The following is a 23370-nucleotide window of genomic DNA, read 5'->3' as shown; positions in this document are numbered from 1 at the left end:
ATGGTCAGTGCCGTCTTTCACACCTCGCTCGACACTCGGGGCCTCGCGGCCAAGGCGGCGCCCGCCGCGAACGTCGCCAAACCGCGCGCGGCGGCCGTCTCGTCGCCCGCGCCCGACAAGGCAGGCATCGACTGGCGCGCCTTCTTCATGAAGGTGCTGCCGCCGCTGGCGGGCATCGCGATCCTCGTCGGCATCTGGGCGCTGGCGACGCTGAACAGCACCACGTTCCCGACTCCGGCCGCGACCTTCACCGAGGCGGTCAAGGTGTTCTCCGACCCGTTCTACCGCAACGGGCCGAACGACCAGGGCATCGGCTGGAACATCCTGTTCTCGCTCGAGCGGGTGGCAGTCGGCTTCGGGCTCGCGGCGCTGGTCGGCATCCCGGCCGGCTTCATGATCGGGCGCTTCGAGTTCCTCAACCACATGGCCTCGCCGCTGATCAGCCTGCTGCGGCCGGTCTCGCCACTGGCCTGGCTGCCGATCGGCCTGCTGGTGTTCAAGGCCGCCAACCCGGCCGCGATCTGGACGATCTTCATCTGCTCGATCTGGCCGATGGTGATCAACACCGCGGTCGGCGTGCAGCGCGTGCCGAGCGACTACCTGAACGTCGCGCGCGTGCTGAACCTGTCGGAGTGGAAGGTCGTCACGAAGATCCTGTTCCCGGCCGTGCTGCCGTACATGCTGACCGGCGTGCGCCTGAGCGTGGGCACCGCGTGGCTGGTGATCGTCGCGGCCGAGATGCTGACCGGCGGCGTCGGCATCGGCTTCTGGGTCTGGGACGAGTGGAACAACCTGAACGTCAAGCACATCCTGATCGCGATCTTCGTGATCGGCGTCGTCGGGCTGCTGCTCGAATGGACGCTGATCGCGATCGCCAGGCGCTTCAGCTACGACGACGTCTGACCGGAGCCATGACCATGCAGAATTTCATCCAGGTCCAGAACGTCGAGATGGTGTTCACGACCAAGAAGGGCCGCTTCCACGCGCTGCGCGAGATCGACCTGACGGTCGCGAAAGGCGAATTCGTCACGCTGATCGGCCACTCGGGCTGCGGCAAGTCGACGCTGCTGAACCTGATCGCCGGCCTCACGCTGCCCACCGGCGGCGTGCTGCTGTGCGACAACCGCGAGATCGCCGCGCCCGGCCCGGAGCGCGGCGTGGTGTTCCAGAACCACTCGCTGCTGCCGTGGCTGACCTGCTTCGAGAACGTGCACCTCGCGGTCGAGCGCGTGTTCGGCGCGACCGAGACGAAGGCGCAGCTCGCGGCGCGCACGCTCGCCGCGCTCGAACTGGTCACCATGGGCCACGCGGTGCAGAAGCGGCCGAACGAGATCTCCGGCGGCATGAAGCAGCGCGTCGGCATCGCCCGCGCGCTCGCGATGGAGCCGAAGGTGCTGCTGATGGACGAGCCGTTCGGCGCGCTCGATGCGTTGACCCGCGCGCACCTGCAGGACGAGCTGCTGAAGATCGTCGCGCGCACCCACAGCACGGTCGTGATGGTCACGCACGATGTCGACGAGGCGGTGCTGCTGTCCGACCGCATCGTGATGATGACCAACGGCCCGGCCGCGACGATCGGCGACATCCTGCCGGTCGACCTGCCGCGCCCGCGCAACCGCGTCGAGCTGGCCGAAGACCCGCGCTACACCCACCTGCGCAAGGAAGTGCTGGACTTCCTCTACACCCGCCACGGCCACGTCGAGAAGGCGGCCTGAGCGACAGCGGCCTCCCCTCAGCCCTTCAGCCCATCAGCACCTGCATGTTGCGTTCGTACAGCGCGGTCAGCTGTTCGAAGGCCGCCAGCTCGGCCTCGCTCGATTCGCCCAGCGCGCGCTGGCCGGCGGCGCTGCGCACCTGCGTGGCGGCCTGGGTCAGCGTGGTCCAGGCGCGTTCGGCGGTCTCGATCAGGTCGCGGATCTCGCGCGCGTTCAGCGGCGTCGATCTCAGGTACTTCATCGCCTGCTCGAATTCGAGCGCGGTGTTGGCCATCGCGTCGCGGGCGCGCTGGCCGTCGTCGCCGGCCAGCAGCAGCCCGAGCAGCGCCTGCTTGGCAAAGCGCTGCGACAGCATGCGCTGACGGCCCGAGACGTTGATCACGTGCAGCGTCGTCACCAGGCCCGCGGTCTCGAGGTGCTGGGTCAGCTGGTCGGCCTGCGTCAGCACCTGCTCGGCCAGGCGGTCGAGCTCGCCGAGCTGCGCCACCGTGGGCGCGGCGCCGACCTGCGCGCGCAGTTGCGCCGACGACTGCGCAACCACGTCGAGGAGATCGCCGAAGGTCGCCTTCGACAGGCGCTTGCCGAGCGCTGCGATGTTGGCGTCGAGTTGCTCGATCGAATCGGCCAGCTGGCGCTCGCCGAGCTCCGTGGCCGGCCCGGCCAGGCGCAGCGCACACAGCTTGACCAGCCGCTGCGACAGCATCCGCAGCTTGCCGGCGCGGTTGACCGCATCGGCGTAGTGCGCCGCGGCGATCACCTGCTGCGAAACCTGGCCGACCCGCTGCTTGCTGTGCATCGACGCCGTGCGCAGCGTGCGGAACGCGTCCTCCTCGGTCATCTGCAGCGCCCGCATCAGGATGCCCTTGGCGCGATCCACCAGCTTGCGCTCCTCGAACCGGTGCGACACGTCGGCCAGCTGCCCGCGCAGCTGCTGCTCGTGCTTGAAGCGCGCCTGCGCCACATGCACCAGCGCGCGCAGCCGGTTGATCGCGTAGCCGTTGATCACGTAGGCGTGCACGCCGGCGGCGAGTGCGCGCTCGATCTTCTCGGCGTCCGGGTCGTTGGTGAACACGATCACCGGGCGCGCCGCGGTGGCGGCGAGAAGCTCCATGTCGCCGAACAGGCCGGGCTCGACCTGCGTCTCGTAACAGATCACCACGTCCGGCGTCAGGCGGATGGCCTCGTGCACCATGTTGCAGCGCAGCACCGCACCAAGCACGTGAATCCCGACCGCGGCCAGATCGGCCGGCAGGGCGGGCGCGCCGGCGGCGGACGATGAAATGACGAGCGCGGAAGTCATCGGATGGACAGGCCTTACGCCGGGTGAATGAGGTGCGGCGCGCCAAGCGCTGCCGGCAGGTGGATTGCAAGTTCGCGGCCAGCCCGCTGCAGTGCAGCATATTGGCATGGCGATTGCATTGAGACGGGCAGGTGCGACGCTGCACCTGACTGCCACGCACGCACTGCGGGTCACGCTCACACCGATGTGGGTCTGATGTGCCTCCTCCCCGCCGGCTCCGCCGGTGGCCACCACTTGGAGCCCGCCGTGTCGTCGTCCCTGTCCAGCCTCAAGACCTTCGCGAACTCCGGCCACTGGCCGACGCTGTTCGCGTCCTTCCTCTACTTCGATTTCACGTTCGCGATCTGGGTGCTGAACGGCGCGATGGCGCCGTTCATCAGCGAGACCTTCGCGCTCGACGCGGCCCAGAAGGGCTTCATGGTCTCGGTGCCCATCATCGCCGGCGCGCTGATGCGCTTTCCGCTCGGCGTGCTGTCGCAGTACATCGGCCGCAAGAACGCGGCGATGGTCGAGATGGGGCTGATCATCGTCGCACTGCTGTACGGCTGGAAGTTCGTCGGCTCGCACAACTCGGTGCTCGCGATGGGCGTGCTGCTGGGCATCGCCGGCGGCAGCTTCGGCGTCGCGCTGTCGCTCGGCTCGGGCTGGTACCCGCCGAAGTACAAGGGCCTGGCGATGGGCATCGCCGGCGCCGGCAACTCGGGCACGGTGCTGGCCGTGCTGTTCGCGCCGCCGCTGGCGATGAAATACGGCTGGACCGCGGTCTACGGCCTGGCCGCCGCGACCATGGTGCTGCCGATGATCGTGATGTGGTTCGCCGCCAAGGAACCGCCGGACCGCGAGCACCAGACGCTGCGCGAGCACGTCGCCTGCCTGTTCGAGAAGGACGGCTGGGCCTTCAGCCTGATCTACATCATCACCTTCGGCGGCTTCATCGGCCTGGCGAGCTTCCTGCCGAGCTACTTCTACGACCAGTTCAAGGTCACCAAGGTCGAGGCCGGGCAGCTCACGATGCTGGCCACGCTGATGGGCTCGGCGGTGCGGGTGGTCGGCGGCTACGTGTCGGACCGCATCGGCGGCATCGCCACGCTCAGCGGCGTGCTGATGCTGGTGATCGTGACGCTGGTGCTGTGCGGCATCGCGGGCCAGTCGGTCGCGATCACGACGCTGCTGTTCATGGTCTGCTTCGCCGCGCTCGGCGCCGGCAACGGCGCGCTGTTCCAGCTCGTGCCGCTGCGCTGGCCGCTGACGACCGCGGTCGCCGGCTCGATGATCGGCGAGATCGGCGCGCTGGGCGGCGGCTTCATCCCCAACGCGATGGGCCAGAGCAAGCAGCTCACCGGCAGCTACTTCTGGGGCTTCGTCGCGTTCGCGGTGCTCGCGGCGGGGATGCTGGTGATGCTGCGCGTCGTGCAGATCCGCTGGACCCGCACCTGGGCCGAGAAGGGCGGCCGGGCGCGACCGCAGACGGCGCCCGCCGACACGCCCGACTACGGCGGCCTGCGGGCCGGCAAGGTGCTGCCGCGATGAGCCGCACCCGGCCCGCGCCGTCAGCGCGGCAGAAACAGCAGCCAGTAGATCAGCAGCGCGTTGAACAGCAGCGACGCGCCGAGGGCAATCTGCCACAGCGCGGTCGGGTGGCGCGCCAGCAGCGGCGTGCCGGCGAGCGCGGCGAGCGGGCGCGAGGCGCCGCGCTCCAGCGCCAGCACCAGCTCCTCGGCGGTCTCGAAGCGCTGGCGCGGGTCGAGCGCAACCGCCTTGAGAGCCACCTGGTCGAGCCAGATCGGCACGTCGGGCCGCAGTCGCGACGGCGGCTTCGGGTCGCGCCGGAAACGGCCGCCCTGGTAGGGCTCGATCTCGCCGTACGGCAGCTTGCCGGTCAGCCACTGGTACAGCGTGACGCCGAGCGCGTAGAGGTCGCCGGGCGCGTCGGCAGGTTGCGGCTCGGCGTCGCCGAGGCCCCACTGCTCGGGGTTCATGTAGCTCGGCGTACCGGCGTGCAGCGCGCGCAGCGCGGCCGGGTCGCTGCCCGAGACCGCGGCGCCGAGGTCGAGCACGCGCCACTGGCCGTCGTCGCCGAGGTACAGGTTGCCGGGCTTGATGTCGCGGTGGATCACGCCGTGGCGGTGCAGCCGGGCCAGCGCGCGGGCGACCGCGATCGTGCCGGCGACGATGTCGGCCACCGCGAAGCGCCGGCCCTGGCCGAGCATCGCGTCGAGCGTGACGCCGGCGTGCCAGTCGAACACGGTGTAGAACGCGCTCGGCTGCGCGGGCTCGTGGGTGCAGACGAAGCCGGCCTCGCCGCGCGGCGGTTGGCGCTCGGCGACCCGGCTCGCGAGCCAGGCCTCGTGCACCAGCATCGCGCGCTCCTGCGCGTCGTGGGCGCGCGACTCGTGCAGCGTCTTCAGCACGACCAGCGCGCCGCCTGCGATCTCGCGCGCCTGGTAGAGCCGGTGCACGCCGGTGTCGGCGAGCGGCGCGGTGATGACGTAGCCATCGACCGTGTCGCCGACCTTGCGGCGCGGCAGTGCCGGCAGGCCGCGGCCCTGCAGCAGCGCGTCCTCGAAGCGCCCGGCGTCCAGGCCGTTGACGCGCAGCACCAGCGCGGTCGCGTTGTCGAGGGTGCCGGCTGCGATGGCCGCGTTAACGATCGCCTCGCTCGCCGCCTGCGCGCTCGCGTGGGCACCGGCCAGCGCCCGCAGGCGGGCGCGGTCGAGCACGCCGTGCACGCCGTCGGTCGTCAGCACGAAGGTGTCGCCGATGCGCAGCTCGCCCTGCTCGAAGTCGACACGCACGCGGTCGTCCAGGCCCATCGCGCGGGTCAGGCGGCTGCGCTGGAAGGCCTCTTCGAAGGCGTGGTCCTGGGTCAGCTGCACGCAGTCGGTGGTGCCGCCCGGCGCCGCGCGCAGCAGCCAGGCGCGCGTGTCGCCCACATGCGCGAGCATCCAGGCCTGGCCGCGCAGCACCAGCACCGTCAGCGTGCTCATCGCGAGCGGCGCGTCGGCGCCGTTGTGCGCGCCCTGGCGGCGCCGGTTGTGGTCGGCCAACCAGGCGTTCTGCGCACTGATCAGGCGGTCGAGCACGACCGAGGTCTCCCAGGTGTCGGGCGCGCCGTGGTAGTCGGCGACGACGCTCATCACGCTGGTCTGCGCCGCCTCGCGGCCGGCGCCGCCGCCGCTGACGCCATCGGCGATCGCGACGACCACGCCGCGCGTCGCGTCGCCGGGCGCGGGGCGCACGGCGGCGGCGAAGTCCTCGTTGCGTTCGCGCGGCCCCTGCAGGCTGAAGTGCCCGATGTCGACGTCGAAGCTCATGGGCGCGGAGTATCCGCGACGCGCCCGCACGTTCAATGAAATCCGGACCGGAGATGGCGATGAAGAAGATGAAACTGGCGATGGTGGGCAACGGCATGGCCGGGGTGCGCACGCTCGAGGAGCTGTTGAAGATCGCCCCCGATCTGTACGACATCACGGTGTTCGGCGCCGAGCCGCACCCGAACTACAACCGCATCCTGCTGAGCCCCGTGCTGGCCGGCGAGCAGACGCTCGACGAGATCGTGCTGAACCCGCTGAGCTGGTACGCCGACAACGGCATCACGCTGCACCTGGGCAAGAAGGTGGTCGGCGTGAACCGGCGCCAGCGCGTCGTGACGGCCGAGGACGGCACCACCGAATCGTACGACCGCCTGCTGATCGCGACCGGCTCGAACCCGTTCATCCTGCCGGTGCCCGGCAAGGACCTGAAGGGCGTGATCGCGTATCGCGACATCGCCGACACCAACACGATGATCGAGACCGCGCGCACCCACCAGCACGCGGTCGTGATCGGCGGCGGCCTGCTCGGGCTGGAGGCCGCGAACGGGCTGATGCTGCGCGGCATGCAGGTGACGGTCGTCCACATCATGCCGTGGCTGATGGAGCGCCAGCTCGACGACGTCGCCGGCAAGATGCTGCAGAAGTCGCTCGAGGACCGCGGCCTGAAGTTCATGATCGGCGCGCAGACCGATGCGCTGATCGGCGATGCGGATGAGGGCAAGGGCGGCCGCGTGAAAGCCGTGCGCTTCAAGGACGGCACCGAGGTGCCGGCCGACCTGGTGGTGATGGCCGCCGGCATCCGCCCGAACGTCGAGCTGGCCGAAAAGATCGGCCTTCATTGCAACCGAGGCATCGTCGTCACGGACACGATGCAGACCACCACCGACGCGCGGATCTACTCGGTCGGCGAGTGCGCCGCACACCGCGGCACCGCCTACGGGCTGGTCGCGCCGCTGTTCGAGCAGGCCAAGGTCTGCGCCACGCACCTGGGCGAGTTCGGCATCGGCCGCTACCTCGGCTCGCAGACCTCGACCAAGCTGAAGGTCACCGGCATCGACCTGTTCTCGGCCGGCGACTTCACCGGCGGCGAGGGCACCGAGGAGATCGTGCTGCGCGATCCGTACAGCAGCGTCTACAAGAAGCTGGTGGTGCGCGACGACGTGCTGATTGGCGCCTGCCTGTACGGCGACACCGCCGACGGCTCGTGGTACTTCGACCTGGTGCGCGAGAAGAAGAACGTTTCGGCGATCCGCGAGAGCCTGATGTTCGGCGAGGCCCACCTCGGCGACACCGGCCACGCCGGCAACAGCAAGGCCAGCTCGATGCCCGACAGCGCCGAGGTCTGCGGCTGCAACGGCGTGAAGAAGGGCACCATCATCAAGGCGATCCGCGAGCAGGGCCTGTTCACGCTCGACGAAGTGAAGAAGTGCACCAAGGCCAGCGCGTCGTGCGGCTCGTGCACCGGCCTCGTCGAGCAGATCCTGATGGCCACCGCCGGTGCCGGCTACTCGGCCGCGCCGAAGCTGAAGGCGGTCTGCGGCTGCACCGATGCCAACCACCAGCAGGTGCGCGACGCGATACGCGAGAGCCACCTGCTGACGATCCCCGCGGTCTACGAGCAGCTCGGTTGGCGCACGCCGAACGGCTGCGCGAGCTGCCGCCCGGCGATCAACTACTACCTGATCAGCACCTGGCCGCACGAGGCGCTGGACGACCCGCAGTCGCGCTTCATCAACGAACGCTCGCACGCCAACATCCAGAAGAACGGCACCTATTCGGTCGTGCCGCGGATGTGGGCCGGCGAGACCAATGCGTCCGAGTTGCGGCGCATCGCCGACGTGGTCGACAAGTACCAGATCCCGACCGTGAAGGTCACCGGCGGCCAGCGCATCGACCTGCTCGGCGTGAAGAAGGAAGACCTGCCCGCGGTCTGGAAGGACCTGGGCATGCCCTCGGGCCACGCCTACGGCAAGACGCTGCGCACCGTGAAGACCTGCGTCGGCAGCGAGTGGTGCCGCTTCGGCACGCAGGACAGCACGCGCATGGGCAAGGAGCTGGAGCGCGACCTGTGGCGCATGTATGCGCCGCACAAGGTCAAGCTCGCGGTCAGCGGCTGCCCGCGCAACTGCGCCGAGTCGGGCATCAAGGACGTGGGCATCATCGGCGTCGACTCGGGCTGGGAGATGTACATCGCCGGCAACGGCGGCATCAAGACCGATGTCGCGCAGTTCTTCTGCAAGGTGCAGACGCATCAGCAGGTGCTGGATGTGTCGGCCGCCTTTCTGCAGCTTTATCGCGAGGAGGGGTGGTACCTGGAGCGGACCGTTCACTACGTCGCGCGGGTCGGGATCGATCATGTGACGGCGAAGGTGCTCGATGACGCTGCGAACCAAGCTGCGTTGGCGGCGCGGTTGCGCTTTTCTCTCGATGGGTTGCCGGATCCTTGGTTCGAGTTCGACAAGGCTTCTGTCGACGTGCGGCAGTTCGAGGCGTTGACGGTATGAGCGGGCAAACGCGCGCCCGGGCGGGCTGCGCAGCGCCACGGAGGCGGTCATCGCTGCGCGATGACTGCTCTGCGCTGCTTGGGCGCGTGGCCGTCCTCGCCAACTCACTTCGCTCACTTCGTTCGCTGCGTTCAGACAGGCGCTCGGAAGTCAGTTCACAAGCGCGCTGCGCGCGCGGCCACACACCCTGCGCTGCTCGACGCCTCCCAGGCGCCGCGCAGCCCACCCGGGCGCGCCTTTGCTGCAACCGTGGCGGCTCTTCCCTGAACGTGCGCCGCGGGTGGGAGTCGCGGCAGGCGGCACCCGGCAGGGGCGATTTGGGTGGCGGTGAGGAGCGCAGCTTCGGGGCCGGCGCGCGCAGCGCGCTTCGTCAACTGACTTCCGAGCGCCTGTTAGAACGCAGCGAACGGAGTGAGCGAAGTGAGTTGGCGAGGACGGCCCCGAAGCGAGCACCGCAACGCAGTCGCCACGCAGTGGCGACCGCCACCGAATGAGCCCCTGCCGGGTGCCGCCTGCCGCGACGCGCGCAGACCTTCGAACGATTGATTCAGGAGCCATCCCATGACCCAATGGAAGACACTTTGCAAGGTAGAAGACATCCCCAAACTCGGCGCCCGCCGCGTCACGCGCAGGGAGGGCGGTGACGTCGCTGTCTTCCGCACCGCCGAGAACAAGGTGTTCGCCTTGCTCGACAAGTGCCCGCACATGGGCGGCCCGCTGTCGCAGGGGATCGTGTTCGGCGAGAGCGTCGCCTGCCCGCTGCACAACTGGACGATCGGCTTCGGCGACGGTTGCGCCGCCGCGCCCGATGTGGGCTGCGTGCAGAAGTTCAGCGTCAAGGTCGAGGGCGATGACGTCTCGCTCGACCTCGACGAGTTGAACGGCGCCGTCGCCGCGACCGAACCGGCCAAGGCACTGGCGTGAAGACCGAAACGCGCTCGACCTGCCCGTACTGCGGCGTGGGTTGCGGCGTGCTGATCGAGACCGAGGCCGGTGCGATCACCGGCGTGCGCGGCGATCCGGATCACCCCGCGAACTTCGGCCGGCTGTGCTCGAAGGGGAGCAACCTGCACTTGACCGCGACCGCGGCGGTGACGCTGCAGACGCGGCTGTTGCAGCCGATGCAGCGCTTGCAGCGCCACGCACCACCGCAGGCGATCGGCTGGGACGCGGCGCTCGATCTGGCCACCGAGCGCTTCGCAACGGTGATCGAGCAGCACGGCCCGGACGCAGTCGGCTTCTACATCTCGGGCCAGTTGCTGACCGAGGACTACTACGTCTTCAACAAGCTCGCGAAAGGCCTGATCGGCACCAACAACGTCGACACCAACTCGCGCCTGTGCATGAGCAGCGCGGTGGCCGGCTACAAGCTGACGCTCGGGGCCGACGCGCCGCCCGCCTGCTACGACGACCTGGCGCATGCCGGCACGCTGTTCATCGCCGGCTCGAACACCGCGTTCGCGCACCCGATCCTGTTCCGCCGGATCGAGGATGCGCGCGCCGCGAACCCGGCGCTGAAGATCATCGTGGCCGACCCGCGCCGTACCGAGACGGCCGAGGCCGCCGACCTGCACCTGCAGATCCTGCCGGGTACCGACGTGGCGCTGTTCAACGGCATGCTGCACATGATGCTGTGGGAGGGCTGGGTCAACCATGCCTACATCGCCGCGCACACCCGGGGCTTCGACGCGCTGAAGGCGCGGGTGCGCGACTTCGCGCCGAAGGACGTGGCCAAGCTGTGCGGCATCCGCGAGGCCGATCTGGTGCAGGCCGCGCGCTGGTTCGCGACCGCGTCGCCGACGTTGTCGCTGTACTGCCAGGGCCTGAACCAGAGCCGCAGCGGCACGCTGAAGAACGCCGCGCTGATCAACCTGCACCTCGCGACCGGGCAGATCGGCAAGCCGGGCGCGGGGCCGTTCTCGCTGACCGGGCAGCCGAACGCGATGGGCGGGCGGGAGGTCGGCGGCCTGGCGAACCTGCTCAGCGCGCACCGCGACCTCGCGAACCCGGCGCACCGCGCCGAGGTCGCCGCGCTGTGGGGCGTCGATGACGTGCCGGCCGCGCCGGGCAAGACGGCGGTCGAGATGTTCGAGGCGGTGGCCGACGGCCAGATCAAGGCGCTGTGGATTGCCTGCACCAACCCCGCGCAGTCGATGCCCGACCAGGCGACCGTGCGGCGCGCGCTGGAGCGCGCCGAGTTCGTCGTCGTGCAGGAAGCGTTCGCGACCACCGCGACCTGCGCGTTCGCCGACCTGCTGTTGCCCGCGACCACCTGGGGCGAAAAGGACGGCACCGTGACCAACAGCGAGCGCCGCATCAGCCGCGTGCGACCGGCCGTCGCCGCGCCGGGCGAGACGCGGGAGGACTGGGCGATCGCGACCGCGTTCGCGCAGCGGCTCGAGGCGCGGCTGCGCCCCGGGCGCGCTGCGCTGTTCCCGTATGCCGACGCGCAGTCGGTCTGGAACGAGCACCGCGAATCGACGCGCGGCCGCGACCTCGACATCACCGGCCTGAGCTACGCGCAGCTCGACGCCGCGCCGGCGCAATGGCCGTGGCCCGAGGGTGCGACGGGCGGCCGTGCGCGGCTGTACGAGGACGGTGTATTCCCGACCGCCGACGGCCGCGCGGCGTTCGCCGACACGCCGTTCGAGCCGGTCGCCGAGCCGCGCGATGCGCGCTTTCCGTTCGCGTTGAACACTGGCCGTCTGCGCGACCAGTGGCACGGCATGAGCCGCACCGGCACGCAGGGCCGGCTGTTCGGCCATGTGCCCGAACCGGTCGTCGAGATGAACGCGCAGGACATGGCGCGGCTCTCGCTCGTGGACGGCGACCTGGTGCGCCTCACGTCGCGCCGCGGTGAACTGGTGGTCCCCGCGCAGGCCAGTGCCCAGCAGGCACCAGCGCAGGTCTTCGTCGCGATGCATTGGGGCGAGGAGTTCCTGTCGGGCGCGTCGGCCGCGGGTTCGACGCTGGCCGGCGTGAACGGGCTGACCACCTCCGCGTACTGCCCGAAATCGAAGCAGCCGGAGTTGAAGAACGCCGCAGTCAAGGTCGCGAAGGCCGAGCTGCCGTGGCGGCTGCTCGCGCTGGCGTGGCTGCCGCACGAGGCGGCGCTGGCCGCGCGCGAGGCGCTGCGCCCGCTGCTGGCCGCGTTCGGCTTCGCCGCGCTGGTGCCGTTCGGCCGAGAGCGCAGCGGCGTGTTGCTGCGGGCCGCAGCCGCCGTGGCGCCGCCGCCGCAGCTGCTGCTGAAGATCGAGAGCGAACTCGGCCTCGGCGCCGCCGGCGTGCTGCACTACGCCGACGTGCGCCGCGGCCAGCGCCGCACGATGCGGCTGCTCGGCGAGGGCGACGCAATGCGGCTCGACGGCTTCCTGCTCGCCGGCGACATCGCCGCCGAAGCCTGGGTACGACCCCTGCTGCAGGACGACCTGCCGGCGCAGGCCTACGGCCGCGCGTTGCTGATGCCGGGCGCCAAGGCCCCGGTCGCGCTGGCGCCGCGCGGGCGCCAGGTCTGCAGTTGCTTCGATGTGAGCGAACCGCGCATCGTCGCCACGCTCGCGACCTTCGCCGGCCCGCCCGAGGCACAGCTCGCGCAGTTGCAGGGCACGCTGAAATGCGGCACCAATTGCGGCTCGTGCCTGCCCGAGCTGCGCCGCCTCGTCCGCGCCCACGCGCCGACTTCCGTTCAGGAGACCACATGACCCCTTCGCTGCCCACCGTCCACCTCGTCGGCGCCGGTCCGGGAGACCCCGAGCTGCTGACCGTCAAGGCGATCCGCGCGATCCGCCAGGCGACCGTGCTGCTGGTCGACGACCTGGTCGGCGACGGCGTGCTGCGCTATGCGCGGCGCAGCGCCCGAATCGTCCACGTCGGCAAGCGCGGCGGCTGCGCGAGCACGCCGCAGGCCTTCATCGAGCGGCTGATGGCGGCCGAGGCGCTGGCCGGCGAGCGGGTGGTGCGGCTGAAGGGCGGCGACCCGTTCGTGTTCGGCCGCGGCGGCGAGGAGGCGGCGCACCTGCGCGCGCTCGGGCTGCAGGTCGAGGTCGTCAACGGCATCACCGCGGGGCTGGCGGCCGCGACCTCGATCGGCGTGCCGTTGACCCACCGCGCGCACGCCCACGGCGTCATCTTCGTGACGGGCCACGCCCGCGGCGACGCCGACCCGCTCGACTGGCCGACGCTGGCCCGCGCCGCCGCGCAGGGCCTGACGCTGGTGATCTACATGGGCATCTCGACGATCGAGTCGCTGCAGGCCGGGCTGCTGCAGGGCTTGTCCGGCGCGACGCCGGTCGCGATCGTCCAGCACGCGAGCCTGCCGCAGCAGCGCGACGCGCGCTGCACGCTGGCGGACCTGGCGCGCACCGTGGCGCGCGAGCAGCTCGGCAGCCCGGCGATCGTGATCGTCGGCGACGTGGCGGCCGCGCTCGGCGCGATCGCCGAGCCGGCGCGGCGCGCCGCCTGAGCAGCTCGCCTGGCATCGACCGCGGGCGACGCCTGCGGCAAGATCCGATTGACCCGTGGCGGTGTCCCGGGCCAGACTGCGCGCCTTCTCGTTCCCTCGCGCGCGCCACCGGCCGCCCTGTCTCCGATGACCCTCCGCCCCCGCTTCGAGCGCCTGTTGTGCGCCACCGCCACCATGATCGCCGTCTCCAGCACCACCCCTTTGGCCAGCGCGGCCACCGAGCGCCCCAGCACCCGCGTGCGGTCCGAGATCCCGGCCGAGTTCCGCTGGGACTTCAGCGCCATCTATCCCGACTGGGCCGCGTGGGAAGCCGACATGCTGCGCATCGACACGATGATGAGCGGCTTCGGGCAGCTGAAGGGGACGCTGAAAGGCGGCCCCGATGCGCTGGTCAAGGCGCACCGGCAGTTCGACGAGATCGGCAAGCTGCAGTACCGCCTGTACCGCTACCCGCAGCTGCAGCGTGATGTCGACGGCACCGACCAGGCGATCGCCGGCCGCTTCCAGCGCGTGATGGCGCTGTTCGCGAAGTTCGATGCCGCCACCGCCTGGTTCCAGCCCGAGCTGCTGGCGCTGCCCGAGGCGGACGTGAAGGCGTGGATCGCCCGCACGCCGGCGCTCGCGCCGTACGCGTTCGGCATCACCGACAGTTTCCGCAAGCAGCGCCACGTGCTCGACGCCGCGGGCGAACGCCTGCTCGCGCTGGCCCGCCCCGCGGGCCGCGCCAGCGTCAGCACCTACGAGGAGCTGAGCACCACCGACATCAAGTTCCCGACGATCACGACCAGCGATGGCCGCAGCGTCACGCTGAGCCCCGGCAACTACAGCGCGCTGCTCGAGGGCAACCCGAACCAGGCCGACCGCGCCAAGGCGGCCGCCGCGCACCTCGCGACCTACGGCGCGCAGGCCAACACCTACGGCGCGATCTACGCCGGCATCCTGCAGCGCGACTGGTTCAACGCGCAGGCGCGCCAGTTCCCGACCACGCTCGACGCCGCGCTGAACGACAACAACGTGCCCCGCAGCGTCGTCGAGACGCTGATCGAGGCGACCCGCGCCGGCACCGCGCCGCTGCGGCGCTACGTCAAGCTGCGCCAGAAGCTGCTGGGTCTCGCCGACTACCACCTCTACGACGGCTCCAGGCCCCTGTTCGCCAGTACGCAGACGTACCCGTATGCACGCGCAAGCGCGCTCGCGCTGGAGGCGGTCGCGCCGCTCGGCGACGACTATGTGCGGCGCTACCGGAAGTTCGTCGGCGGCGGTCGCATCGACGTCTACGAGAACGACGGCAAGCGCAGCGGCGCGTACAGCGCCGGTGTCTACGGCGTCGGCCCGTACCAGCTGCTCAACCACAACGACACGCTGTCCTCCGCGTTCACGCTTGCGCACGAGGGCGGCCACGCGATGCACACGGTGCTGTCGTACGAGAACCAGCCGTTCAGCACCGCGAGCTACACGATCTTCGTCGCCGAGGTGGCCTCGACCACCAACGAGCGCTTCCTGCTCGAGACGCTGCTGAAGAAGACCGACGACCCGAAGGAGCGCTTCCTGCTGCTGCAGCACGCGGTCGACAGCATCGTCGGCACCTTCTACACGCAGGTGCTGTTCGCCGACTTCGAGCTGCAGGCGCACCAGCTGGTCGAGAAAGGCCAGCCGGTCACGACCGAGGTGCTGAACCAGCTCTACGCCGGGCTGCTGAAGACCTACTACGGCGATTCGCTGACGGTCGACGACTTCTACAAGTGGACCTGGGCGCGCATCCCGCACTTCTACCGCTCGCCGTACTACGTCTACCAGTACGCGACCTGCTTCGCCTCGTCGGCGCAGCTGTTCAAGCAGATGACGACCGGCAGCGACGCCTCGAAGAAGGCCGCGACCGAGCGCTACCTGACGCTGCTCAAGAGCGGCGGCAACGACCACCCGATGGCGCAGCTCCAGAAGGCCGGCGTCGACCTGACCCAGCGCGCCACCGTGCAGGCGGTGGTGGACCAGCTCGACGCACTGGTGTCGCAGATGGAGGTCGAGGCGGCGAAGATCGCGCGCTGATCAGGCCAGCTTCAGCAGCCGCTTCGCGTTCTCCTTCAGGATCAGCGGGCGCACCTCGTCCTTGAAGCCGACCTCGGCGAAGTCCTTCATCCAGCGGTCGGGGGTGATCAACGGGAAGTCGCTGCCGAACAGGATGCGGTCCTTCAGCTGCGTGTTGGCGTACTGGATCAGCTGCGGCGGAAAGTACTTCGGGCTCCAGCCCGAGAGGTCGATCCAGATGTTCGGCTTGTGCACGGCGAGCGACAGCGCCTCGTCCTGCCACGGCCAGCTCGGGTGGGCGACGACGATCTCCATGTCGGGGAAGTCGATCGCCACGTCCTCGAGCAGCATTGGGTTGCTGTTCTGCAGCCGCAGCCCGCCGCCGCAGCGCATGCCCGAGCCGATGCCCGAGTGGCCGCTGTGGAAGATCGCCGGCAGCTTGTACTCGGCGATCACCTCGTACAGCGGCCAGGCCATCTTGTCGTAGGGCAGGAAGCCCTGCACGGTCGGGTGGAACTTGAAGCCCTTGACGCCGTGCTCCTCGATCAGCTTGCGGGCCTCGCGCGCGCCCATCTTGCCCTTGTGCGGGTCGATGCTGCCGAACGCGATCATGATGTCGCTGTTGGCCATCGCGGCCTCGGCGATCTCCTCGTTCGGGATGCGCCGGCGGCCCATCTGGGTCTCGGCGTCGACCGTGAACATCACGAAGCCGATCTTCTTCTCGCGGTAGAACGCGAGCGATTCGGCCATCGTCGGCCGCTTGCTGGAGCGGAAGTACTTGTCCGCGGCGCGGTCGTACTCCTCGCCGTAGTTGTCGAACGGGTTCCAGCAGCTCACCTCGAGGTGGGTGTGGGTGTCGATCGCGATCAGGTTGGCGTGGTCCATCGGCGCGCTCCTCGCAGCAGGGCTCTTGCAGGGCTATCGGCTTACCGGCAGCTGAAGTTGTCGGCGGATTCGATGCTACCGCTGCCGTTGTAGCGCGCGACCTTCGGGTACGGGCACAGCGGGCGGGTACGGTTGGCGGCCCAGCCGGCAGGGATGTCCGGATTCACGCCCGCGGCGTTGCCGGCACCGCGCGCCTGTGCGACCACGCTGTCCGGCGCGACGCCGTTCTCGACCCACGCCACCAGCGGGGTCAGCATGTCGAACTGGTCGGTGGCCGGGCCGGCCGAGCAGTGCGTCATGCCGGGCACGCGGTAGAAGCGCGCGAAGTCGCTGGCGTCGCCGCCGTTCTCGGTGCGCAGCGCCTCGTACCAGGCGGTGGTGTCGTCGCTCGAGAAGATCGGGTCGCTGGTGCCGTGGTAGACCATCATCTTGGCGCCGCGGTTCTTCAGCGTGCCGAGCTGGGTCGGGTTCGGCGCGGTCATGAACGACAGTGCGTTCTCCGGGTACGTGGTGCTGGTGGCCTGGATCTTGGCGAGCAGCGTGTCGATGTTCGACGTCGCCGCGAAGCTCGTGCCGCTGAAGCCGGTCGGGCTCTCGGGCGGCACCTGCCAGATGAAGGCGATCGCGCTGGCGTCGCGCTGCCACGGCGCGGTCCAGTACCAGGTCGTGGTGTTGCCTCCGGCCACGCCGGTGTCGTACGGCCAGCTCGCGTAGAACTTGGTGCCGGCGCCGTTGGTGACGCCGGAGAAGCGCTTGGCGATGACTGTCTTCTGCGCCGCGGACAGGCAGGTGCCGTCGCGGGCGCCGGTGCAGGTCGGCACGTCGCGTTCGAGGTTGAAGGCGGCCTGGCAGGCGGTGGTGTCCTGCACCAGGCCGTCGGCGCTGCCGTCGAGCGCGTCGCACTTGGCGAGCACGGCGTTCGCGACCAGCGTGCGCTCGGCGGGCGTGTACGCGGTCGAGACATCGGCCGGGTTGCTCGCCACCGTCAGGAAGCCCTGGTAAGCGGCGACGTTCGCGACCGCGGCCAGCGGCAGCCGCGCGCCCGGGTCGCCGACCAGGTAGCCGTCGTATTCCTCCGGCTGGCGCGAGGCCGCGACCAGCGTGTGGCGCCCGCCGTTCGAGCAACCGCCGAAGTACGAACGGTCCGGCCCCTTGCCGTAAGCGGTCTTGATCGCGGCCTTGGCCATCGGCGTCAGCGTGGCGGCGGCGGTATAGCCGTAGTCGAGCCGGGCCTGTGGGTCGATGCCGAAGGTCGGGTTCTGCGCCCCGGTGTGGCCGGCGTCGGAGCTGATCACCGCGAAGCCCTGGTTCAGCGCGTTCGTCAGCGCGAAGCCGCCGTTGACGCCGCCGGTGGCCGTGCCGACGTTGCCGTCGGTGCCGCCGTTGGCCTGGTAGAAGAAGCGCCCGTTCCAGGCGTTCGGCAGGCGCATCTCGAAGCCGATCGCGTAGCTCTGGCCGTCGACCGTGCTGGTGCGCTGGTTCATCTTGCCAACAACCTGGCAGTGCGCCGGCACCGGCGTCCCGGCGACCGTCAGCGTGCCGGCGGCGATCGCGTTGGCGGCAGTGATGGTGGTGTTCGTGAACGACAGGCGCGTCACCAGGTCGGCGCAGGAACCGAGCGTGGCGCCGGTGGCGGCACTGAGGCGCGGCAGTGCGTTGTTGCCGCCGCCGCCGCAGGCGGAAAGCGTGGCCAGCAGGCCGATCGCGCTGGCCGAGAGGACGAGGGAAGTTCGGGTCATCGGTGTCTCCTGAAGGGGATAGGGCGAGCATCACTTTGCGGCGATTGGTTAAATCTAATAACTAAAATGGCGTCGGCCCTCATGGATTTCCCGTACCGACAGTCGCTCAACATACAGAGCGCGAATGCGGGTAAGTCCTGATCAGGCCGTCGCGAAAGTGCTTAATACTTTTAATCATTCTGAAAGGATGAGGGATGACTGCCACGTTCTCGGCCGCGACCGGCCTGCTCGCCGGGCTGGACCTGCTGCGCATCGAGCAGCGCGCCGCCACGCTCCACATTCGACTGAACCGCCCGGCCAAGCGCAACGCGATCAACGACGCGCTGGTCGCGCAGCTGCACACGGCGTTCGTCAACCTGCCGGAGAGCGCGCGCGTCGTCGTGCTGAGCGGCGAGGGCGATCACTTCTGCGCCGGGCTCGACCTCTCGGCGCTCGGTGAGCGCAGCGTCGCCGAGGGCATCGTGCATTCGCGCTCGTGGCATGCCGCGTTCGAGCAGATCCAGTTCGCGCGCGTCCCGGTGATCGCGGTGCTGCACGGCGCGGTGGTCGGCGGCGGCCTGGAGCTGGCGAGTGCCGCGCACATCCGCGTCGCCGAGGCGAGCACGTTCTACGGGCTGCCGGAGGGCCAGCGCGGGCTGTTCGTCGGCGGCGGCGGATCCGCCCGGGTGCCGCGCCTGGTCGGCGCCGCGCGCATGGCCGACATGATGCTGACGGGTCGCGTCTACGACGCCGACGAGGGCCTGCGCATCGGCTTTTCGCAGTACGTGGTCGAGGCCGGCCAGGGCTTGGAGAAGGCGCTCGCGCTGGCCGACAAGGTCGCGGCGAATGCGCCGCTGTCGAATTTCGCGGTCGTGCAGGCGCTGCCGCGCATCGCCGACATGAGCCGCGAGGACGGCCTGTTCACCGAGTCGCTGATGGCCGCGATCGCGCAGGGCGACGACGCCGCGAAGGGGCGGATGCGCGCGTTCCTCGACGGCAAGGCCGGCAAGGTCGCCAAGAGCTGAGCGTCGCGATGAATACCCCCATGCCCCGCTACCGCGCCGTGCCGATGGGCGGCTCGCTGGCCGCGCGCTTCGAGGCGCGCGCCGACGGCAGCCAGATCGTCACCTCGACCGAACCGCTGCAGCCCTACGCGGCGCGGCTGACCGACCGCTTCCTGCACTGGGCGCAGACGACACCCGAGCGCACCCTGGTCGCCAAGCGCGTCCTCAACGAGGACGGCACGTGCGGCGACTGGCGCCGCGTCAGCTACGCCGAGGCGCTGACCGGTGCGCGCTCGATCGCGCAGGTGCTGCTCGACCACGGGCTGAGCGCCGAGCGGCCGCTGGCGATCCTGTCGGACAACGACATCGAGCAGCTGCTGCTCGGCCTGGGCGCCATGCTGGCCGGCGTGCCGTTCGCGCCGATCTCGGCCGCGTACTCGCTGCTGTCGCAGGACCACTCGAAACTGCGCCACATCGTCGGCACGCTGACGCCGGGCATGGTGTTCGCGGCCGATGGCGGCGGGTTCGCGAAGGCGATCGCCGCGGTCGTGCCGGCCGAGGTGCCGGTGGTGCTGACGCGCGGAGCGATCGACGGGCGCCGCACGCTCACGTTCGCCGACCTGCTCGCGACCCGCGCCACGCCGCAGGTCGACGCGGCGCACGCGCAGGTCGGCCCCGACACGATCGCGAAGTTCCTGTTCACCTCGGGCTCGACCAAGCTGCCCAAGGGCGTGATCAACACCCAGCGCATGCTGTGCAGCAACCAGCAGATGATCCGCCAGTGCTTCACGCAGCTGCAGGACGAGCCGCCGGTGCTGGTCGACTGGCTGCCCTGGAACCACACCTTCGGCGGCAACCACAACGTCGGCATCACGGTCTACAACGGCGGCACGCTCTACATCGACGACGGCAAGCCGACGCCGGCGCTGATCGGCGAGACGTTGCGCAACCTGCGCGAGATCGCACCGACGATGTACTTCAACGTGCCCAAGGGCTTCGAGGAGATCGCCAACGCGCTGGAGCTCGATCCCGTCCTTCGCGAGACGCTGTTCAGCCGCGTGAAGATGTTCTTCTTCGCCGGCGCCGGCCTCGCGCAGCCGGTCTGGGACAAGCTCGACCGCATCGCCGAGCAGCATGCCGGCGAGCGCATCCGCATGCTCACCGGCCTGGGCATGACCGAGACCGCGCCGTTCGCGGTGTGCGCCAACGCGCACGAGGTCAAGTCGGCCCACATCGGGCTGCCGGCGCCGGGCGTCGAACTCAAGCTCGTGCCGAGCGGCGACAAGGTCGAACTGCGCTACCGCGGCCCGAACGTCACGCCGGGCTACTGGCGCGCGCCCGAACAGACGGCCGAGTCGTTCGACGACGAGGGCTTCTACTGCAGCGGCGATGCCGTCAAGCCGATGGACGCGGCGCTGCCCGAGAAGGGCTTCATGTTTGACGGCCGCATCGCCGAGGACTTCAAGCTCGCGACCGGCACCTTCGTCTCGGTCGGCCCGCTGCGCGCGAAGATCATCGCCGCCGGCGACCCGTGCGTGCAGGACGTGGTGGTCGCGGGCATCAACCGCAACGAGCTCGGCATCCTGATCTTCCCGCGCCTCGACGCCTGCCGCGCGCTGGCCGGCGCCGCGCCGTCGCTGCCGGCCGCGCAACTGCTCGCCGAGCCGCCGCTGCGCGAGTTCTTCCAGCAGCTGGTCGACAACCTGTGGGCCAGCGGCACCGGCAGCGCGACCCGCGTCGCACGCGCGCTGGTACTGGTCGAGCCGCCGAGCATCGACCGTGGCGAGGTCACCGACAAGGGCTCGATCAACCAGCGCGCGGTGCTGGCGCACCGGGCCGAGCTGGTCGAAGAGCTCTATGCCGACGACGGCGCCGGCGTGATCCTGCCGCGCCGCTGACTTTCAGGGAACACGACATGAACATCCACGGACAAGCCGCGCTCGTCACCGGCGGCGCGTCGGGCCTGGGCGCGCAGACCGCGCGCGAACTCGCGAAGCGCGGCGCCAAGGTCACGGTGCTCGACCGCAACGGCGCCGGCGCGCAGGCGCTCGCCGCCGAGATCGGTGGCCTCGGAGTCGAATGCGACATCACCTCGACCGACAGCGTGCTCGCCGCGCTCGCCGCCGCGCGTGCCGCGCACGGCCCGGCGCGCATCCTGATGAACATCGCCGGCATCGGCACCGCGAAGCGCCTGATCGGCAGGGACGGCACGCCGATGCCGCTCGAGGACTTCGAGCGCGTCGTCAAGATCAACCTGGTCGGCACGTTCAACATGACGCGCCTGGCCGTCGCCGACATGGTCAAGCTCGAGCCGCTGGAAGACGGCGAGCGCGGCGTGGTCGTCAACACCGCGTCGGTCGCCGCGTTCGACGGCCAGGTCGGGCAGGAGGCGTATGCCGCGTCGAAGGGTGGCGTGGTCGCGCTGACGCTGCCGCTGGCGCGCGACCTGGCGCAGTTCGGCGTGCGCGTCTGCACGATCGCGCCGGGCCTGTTCCTGACGCCGCTGATGGCCGGGCTGCCGCTGCCGGTGCAGGAGTCGCTCGCCGCGAGCATCCCGTTCCCGAAGCGGCTGGGCAAACCCGAAGAGTTCGCGCACCTGTGCGCCGCTATCGTCGAGAACCTGTCGCTGAACGGCGAGGTGATCCGCCTCGATGGCGCGCTGCGCATGGCGCCGCGCTGACCCCGGATCGAGCGCATCACTCAACACGGTCCCATGTCCCGCACGACCACCTATTCCGTCGACGTGACCTTCGGCGATTGCGATCCCGCGGGGATCGTGTTCTTCCCGAACTTCTCGCGCTGGATGGACACGGCCTCGCTGTCGTTCTTCATGCAGTGCGGGGTGCCGCCGTGGCGCGAGCTCGAGAAGACGCGCGGCATCGTCGGCACGCCGCTGCTCGAGATCAACACGAAATTCGTCAAGTCCGCGACCTACGGCGAGCGGCTGACCGTCACGACCCACGTCGAGGAGTGGCGCGCCAAGGTCGTCGTGCAGATGCACCGCATCACCCGCGCCCGGCCCGATGGCGGCGTCGACCTGATCTGCGAGGGCCGCGAGGTGCGCGCCTTCGTCAAGCGCGACGAGCACGACCGCGACCGGCTGCGCGCGATCCCCGTGCCCGAAGACATCCGCCTGCTTTGTTCCTAGCGCTGTTCTGACAACGACCCCACCGGAGACCCGCATGAAGAAGATCCACCTGCTCGCCGCCTCGATCGCCGTCGCCTTCGCCGGCGCGGCCCATGCCGACATCACGATCGGCGTCAGCATCTCGCTGACCGGCCCGACCTCCGCGCTCGGCATCCCGACCAAGAACGGCATCGAGCTGTGGCCGAAGTCGATCGCCGGCGAGAAGCTCAACGTGATCGTGCTCGACGACGCGACCGACCCCACGCTGGCCGTCAAGAACACCCGCCGCTTCATCACCGAGGACCATGTCGACGTGATCGTCGGCTCGGTCGCCACGCCGGTCGCTGCGGCGATGGCCGATGTCGCCGCCGAAGGCCAGACGGTGCAGCTGATGCTGTCGCCGGTGAACCTGCCGGAAGGCAAGGGCGGCTGGTCGTTCCGCATGCCGCAGTCCACCGCGGTGATGGCGATCCCGATCGTCGACTACTGGAAGCGCACCGGCGTCAAGACCTACGGCTTCCTCGGTTATGCCGACGCCTACGGCGAAGCCTGGCTGAAGGACATCCAGGCGGCTGCCGACAAGGCCGGCATCAAGCTGATCGCGACCGAGCGCTTCGCGCGCTCGGACACCAGCGTGACCGGGCAGGCGCTGAAACTGGTCACGGCGAACCCGGACGCGATTCTGGTCGCGGCCTCGGGCAGCGGCGCGGCAATGCCGCACAAGGGCCTGGTCGAGCGCGGCTACGCGAAGACCAAGATTTTCCAGACCCACGGCGCTGCATCGCGCGACCTGATCCGCATCGGCGGCGCCGATGTCGAAGGCTCGTTCGTCTCGTCCGGCCCGGCGGTGGTGCCCTACCTGCTGCCGGACAGCAATGCCAGCAAGGCGATCGCGACCAAGTACGTCGCCGACTACGAGAAGGCGTTCGGCAAGGGCAATGCCAACCAGTTCGCGGCGCATGCGTACGACGTCGTCGTCGTGCTCGAGAAAGCGGTGCCGCTGGCGCTGAAGAAGGCCAAGCCGGGGACCAAGGAGTTCCGCGCGGCGCTGAAGGATGCGCTCGAGACGATGGGCCGCACGCCGGTGTCCCAGGGCGTGCTGAACTACACCGCGGCCGACCATTTCGGCTACACGCCCGAGACCGGCGTGCTGCTGACGATCGGCGGCGGCGAGTGGAAGCTGGCGCCGACCAAGTGATCGTCTAGGGTTTCTCCGGAGAGTCCGGCGCGTCGCCGGCTCCCGGTCCGCTTGTATGATCCCCGGCTGTCTCGACCGACCGGTCGGTCGAACAAGCCCGCTTCGTCATTCCAGCCTG

Annotated in this window: 17 protein-coding genes; 13 read left to right on the top strand and 4 right to left on the bottom strand. The window is 69.9% G+C overall.

Going from position 1 to position 23370, the window contains the following annotated elements; genetic code table 11:
* Entirely contained in the window at positions 1 to 903 is a 903-nt protein-coding gene (gene ntrB, locus ACWH49_RS08220; protein WP_448171011.1) for a nitrate ABC transporter permease, read from the top strand.
* Between the two features lie 14 nt (positions 904 to 917).
* Complete coding sequence (locus ACWH49_RS08215; RefSeq protein WP_448171010.1) at positions 918 to 1715, top strand: ABC transporter ATP-binding protein; 798 nt, start codon at positions 918 to 920, stop codon at positions 1713 to 1715.
* A gap of 25 nt (positions 1716 to 1740) precedes the next feature.
* Here ACWH49_RS08215 and ACWH49_RS08210 read toward each other — a convergent pair whose 3' ends face one another.
* Positions 1741 to 3015 carry a type IV pili methyl-accepting chemotaxis transducer N-terminal domain-containing protein gene (locus ACWH49_RS08210; protein ID WP_448171009.1) on the bottom strand — a complete coding sequence of 425 codons (1275 nt, stop codon included), beginning with the start codon at positions 3013 to 3015 and terminating at the stop codon, positions 1741 to 1743.
* 258 nt (positions 3016 to 3273) lie between these two features.
* Between ACWH49_RS08210 and ACWH49_RS08205 the strand changes: the two genes are divergently transcribed.
* The gene (locus tag ACWH49_RS08205) at positions 3274 to 4545 is read left to right on the top strand and encodes an MFS transporter (protein ID WP_448174329.1); all 1272 of its coding nucleotides are present in this window, start codon (positions 3274 to 3276) and stop codon (positions 4543 to 4545) included.
* Between the two features lie 20 nt (positions 4546 to 4565).
* Here the strand turns inward: ACWH49_RS08205 and ACWH49_RS08200 are convergent, their stop codons facing one another.
* Positions 4566 to 6329: a protein kinase domain-containing protein gene (locus tag ACWH49_RS08200; RefSeq protein ID WP_448171008.1), complete on the bottom strand. Its 1764-nt coding sequence runs from the start codon at positions 6327 to 6329 to the stop codon at positions 4566 to 4568.
* Between the two features lie 59 nt (positions 6330 to 6388).
* On the opposite strand from ACWH49_RS08200, the gene nirB reads away from it, so the two are divergent.
* The 5 genes from nirB (at position 6389) to pepF (ending at position 15341) form a co-directional block, all read left to right on the top strand.
* A complete protein-coding gene (gene nirB / locus ACWH49_RS08195; protein ID WP_448171007.1) occupies positions 6389 to 8833 on the top strand; it encodes a nitrite reductase large subunit NirB in 2445 nt (814 codons plus the stop codon).
* Between the two features lie 561 nt (positions 8834 to 9394).
* On the top strand, positions 9395 to 9757 hold the full coding sequence (gene nirD, locus ACWH49_RS08190) for a nitrite reductase small subunit NirD (RefSeq protein ID WP_448171006.1): 363 nt from the start codon (positions 9395 to 9397) through the stop codon (positions 9755 to 9757).
* On the top strand, positions 9754 to 12534 hold the full coding sequence (locus ACWH49_RS08185) for a nitrate reductase (RefSeq protein WP_448171005.1): 2781 nt from the start codon (positions 9754 to 9756) through the stop codon (positions 12532 to 12534). Before nirD ends, ACWH49_RS08185 begins: the two co-directional genes overlap by 4 nt.
* A complete protein-coding gene (gene cobA / locus ACWH49_RS08180) occupies positions 12531 to 13295 on the top strand; it encodes a uroporphyrinogen-III C-methyltransferase (RefSeq protein WP_448171004.1) in 765 nt (254 codons plus the stop codon). The genes ACWH49_RS08185 and cobA overlap by 4 nt, the downstream gene beginning before the upstream one ends.
* A 126-nt stretch (positions 13296 to 13421) precedes the next feature.
* A complete protein-coding gene (pepF, locus tag ACWH49_RS08175; RefSeq protein WP_448171003.1) occupies positions 13422 to 15341 on the top strand; it encodes an oligoendopeptidase F in 1920 nt (639 codons plus the stop codon).
* Here pepF and ACWH49_RS08170 read toward each other — a convergent pair whose 3' ends face one another.
* Both ACWH49_RS08170 and ACWH49_RS08165 read right to left on the bottom strand, forming a co-directional pair.
* On the bottom strand, positions 15342 to 16205 hold the full coding sequence (locus tag ACWH49_RS08170; protein WP_056466045.1) for an amidohydrolase family protein: 864 nt from the start codon (positions 16203 to 16205) through the stop codon (positions 15342 to 15344).
* 41 nt (positions 16206 to 16246) lie between these two features.
* Positions 16247 to 17944: a tannase/feruloyl esterase family alpha/beta hydrolase gene (locus tag ACWH49_RS08165; RefSeq protein ID WP_448171002.1), complete on the bottom strand. Its 1698-nt coding sequence runs from the start codon at positions 17942 to 17944 to the stop codon at positions 16247 to 16249.
* 194 nt (positions 17945 to 18138) lie between these two features.
* Here ACWH49_RS08165 and ACWH49_RS08160 point away from each other — a divergent pair, with 194 nt between their 5' ends.
* The 5 genes from ACWH49_RS08160 to ACWH49_RS08140 are packed head-to-tail and all read left to right on the top strand — an operon-like array spanning position 18139 to position 23252.
* Positions 18139 to 18948 (top strand): crotonase/enoyl-CoA hydratase family protein, encoded by an 810-nt coding sequence (locus ACWH49_RS08160; protein ID WP_448171001.1) that lies wholly within the window; start codon positions 18139 to 18141, stop codon positions 18946 to 18948.
* Between the two features lie 8 nt (positions 18949 to 18956).
* On the top strand, positions 18957 to 20825 hold the full coding sequence (locus ACWH49_RS08155; protein ID WP_448171000.1) for a feruloyl-CoA synthase: 1869 nt from the start codon (positions 18957 to 18959) through the stop codon (positions 20823 to 20825).
* Between the two features lie 17 nt (positions 20826 to 20842).
* Complete coding sequence (locus ACWH49_RS08150; protein WP_448170999.1) at positions 20843 to 21607, top strand: SDR family NAD(P)-dependent oxidoreductase; 765 nt, start codon at positions 20843 to 20845, stop codon at positions 21605 to 21607.
* Positions 21608 to 21640: 33 nt separating this feature from the next.
* A complete protein-coding gene (locus ACWH49_RS08145) occupies positions 21641 to 22075 on the top strand; it encodes an acyl-CoA thioesterase (RefSeq protein WP_448170998.1) in 435 nt (144 codons plus the stop codon).
* Positions 22076 to 22109: 34 nt separating this feature from the next.
* Positions 22110 to 23252 (top strand): ABC transporter substrate-binding protein, encoded by a 1143-nt coding sequence (locus ACWH49_RS08140; protein WP_056466026.1) that lies wholly within the window; start codon positions 22110 to 22112, stop codon positions 23250 to 23252.
* Positions 23253 to 23370 lie beyond the last annotated feature (118 nt).

Source organism: Rhizobacter fulvus, from assembly GCF_964020785.1.
The sequence above is the reverse complement of the archived record's forward strand: the minus strand, read 5'-3'. Positions and strand labels throughout refer to the sequence as shown.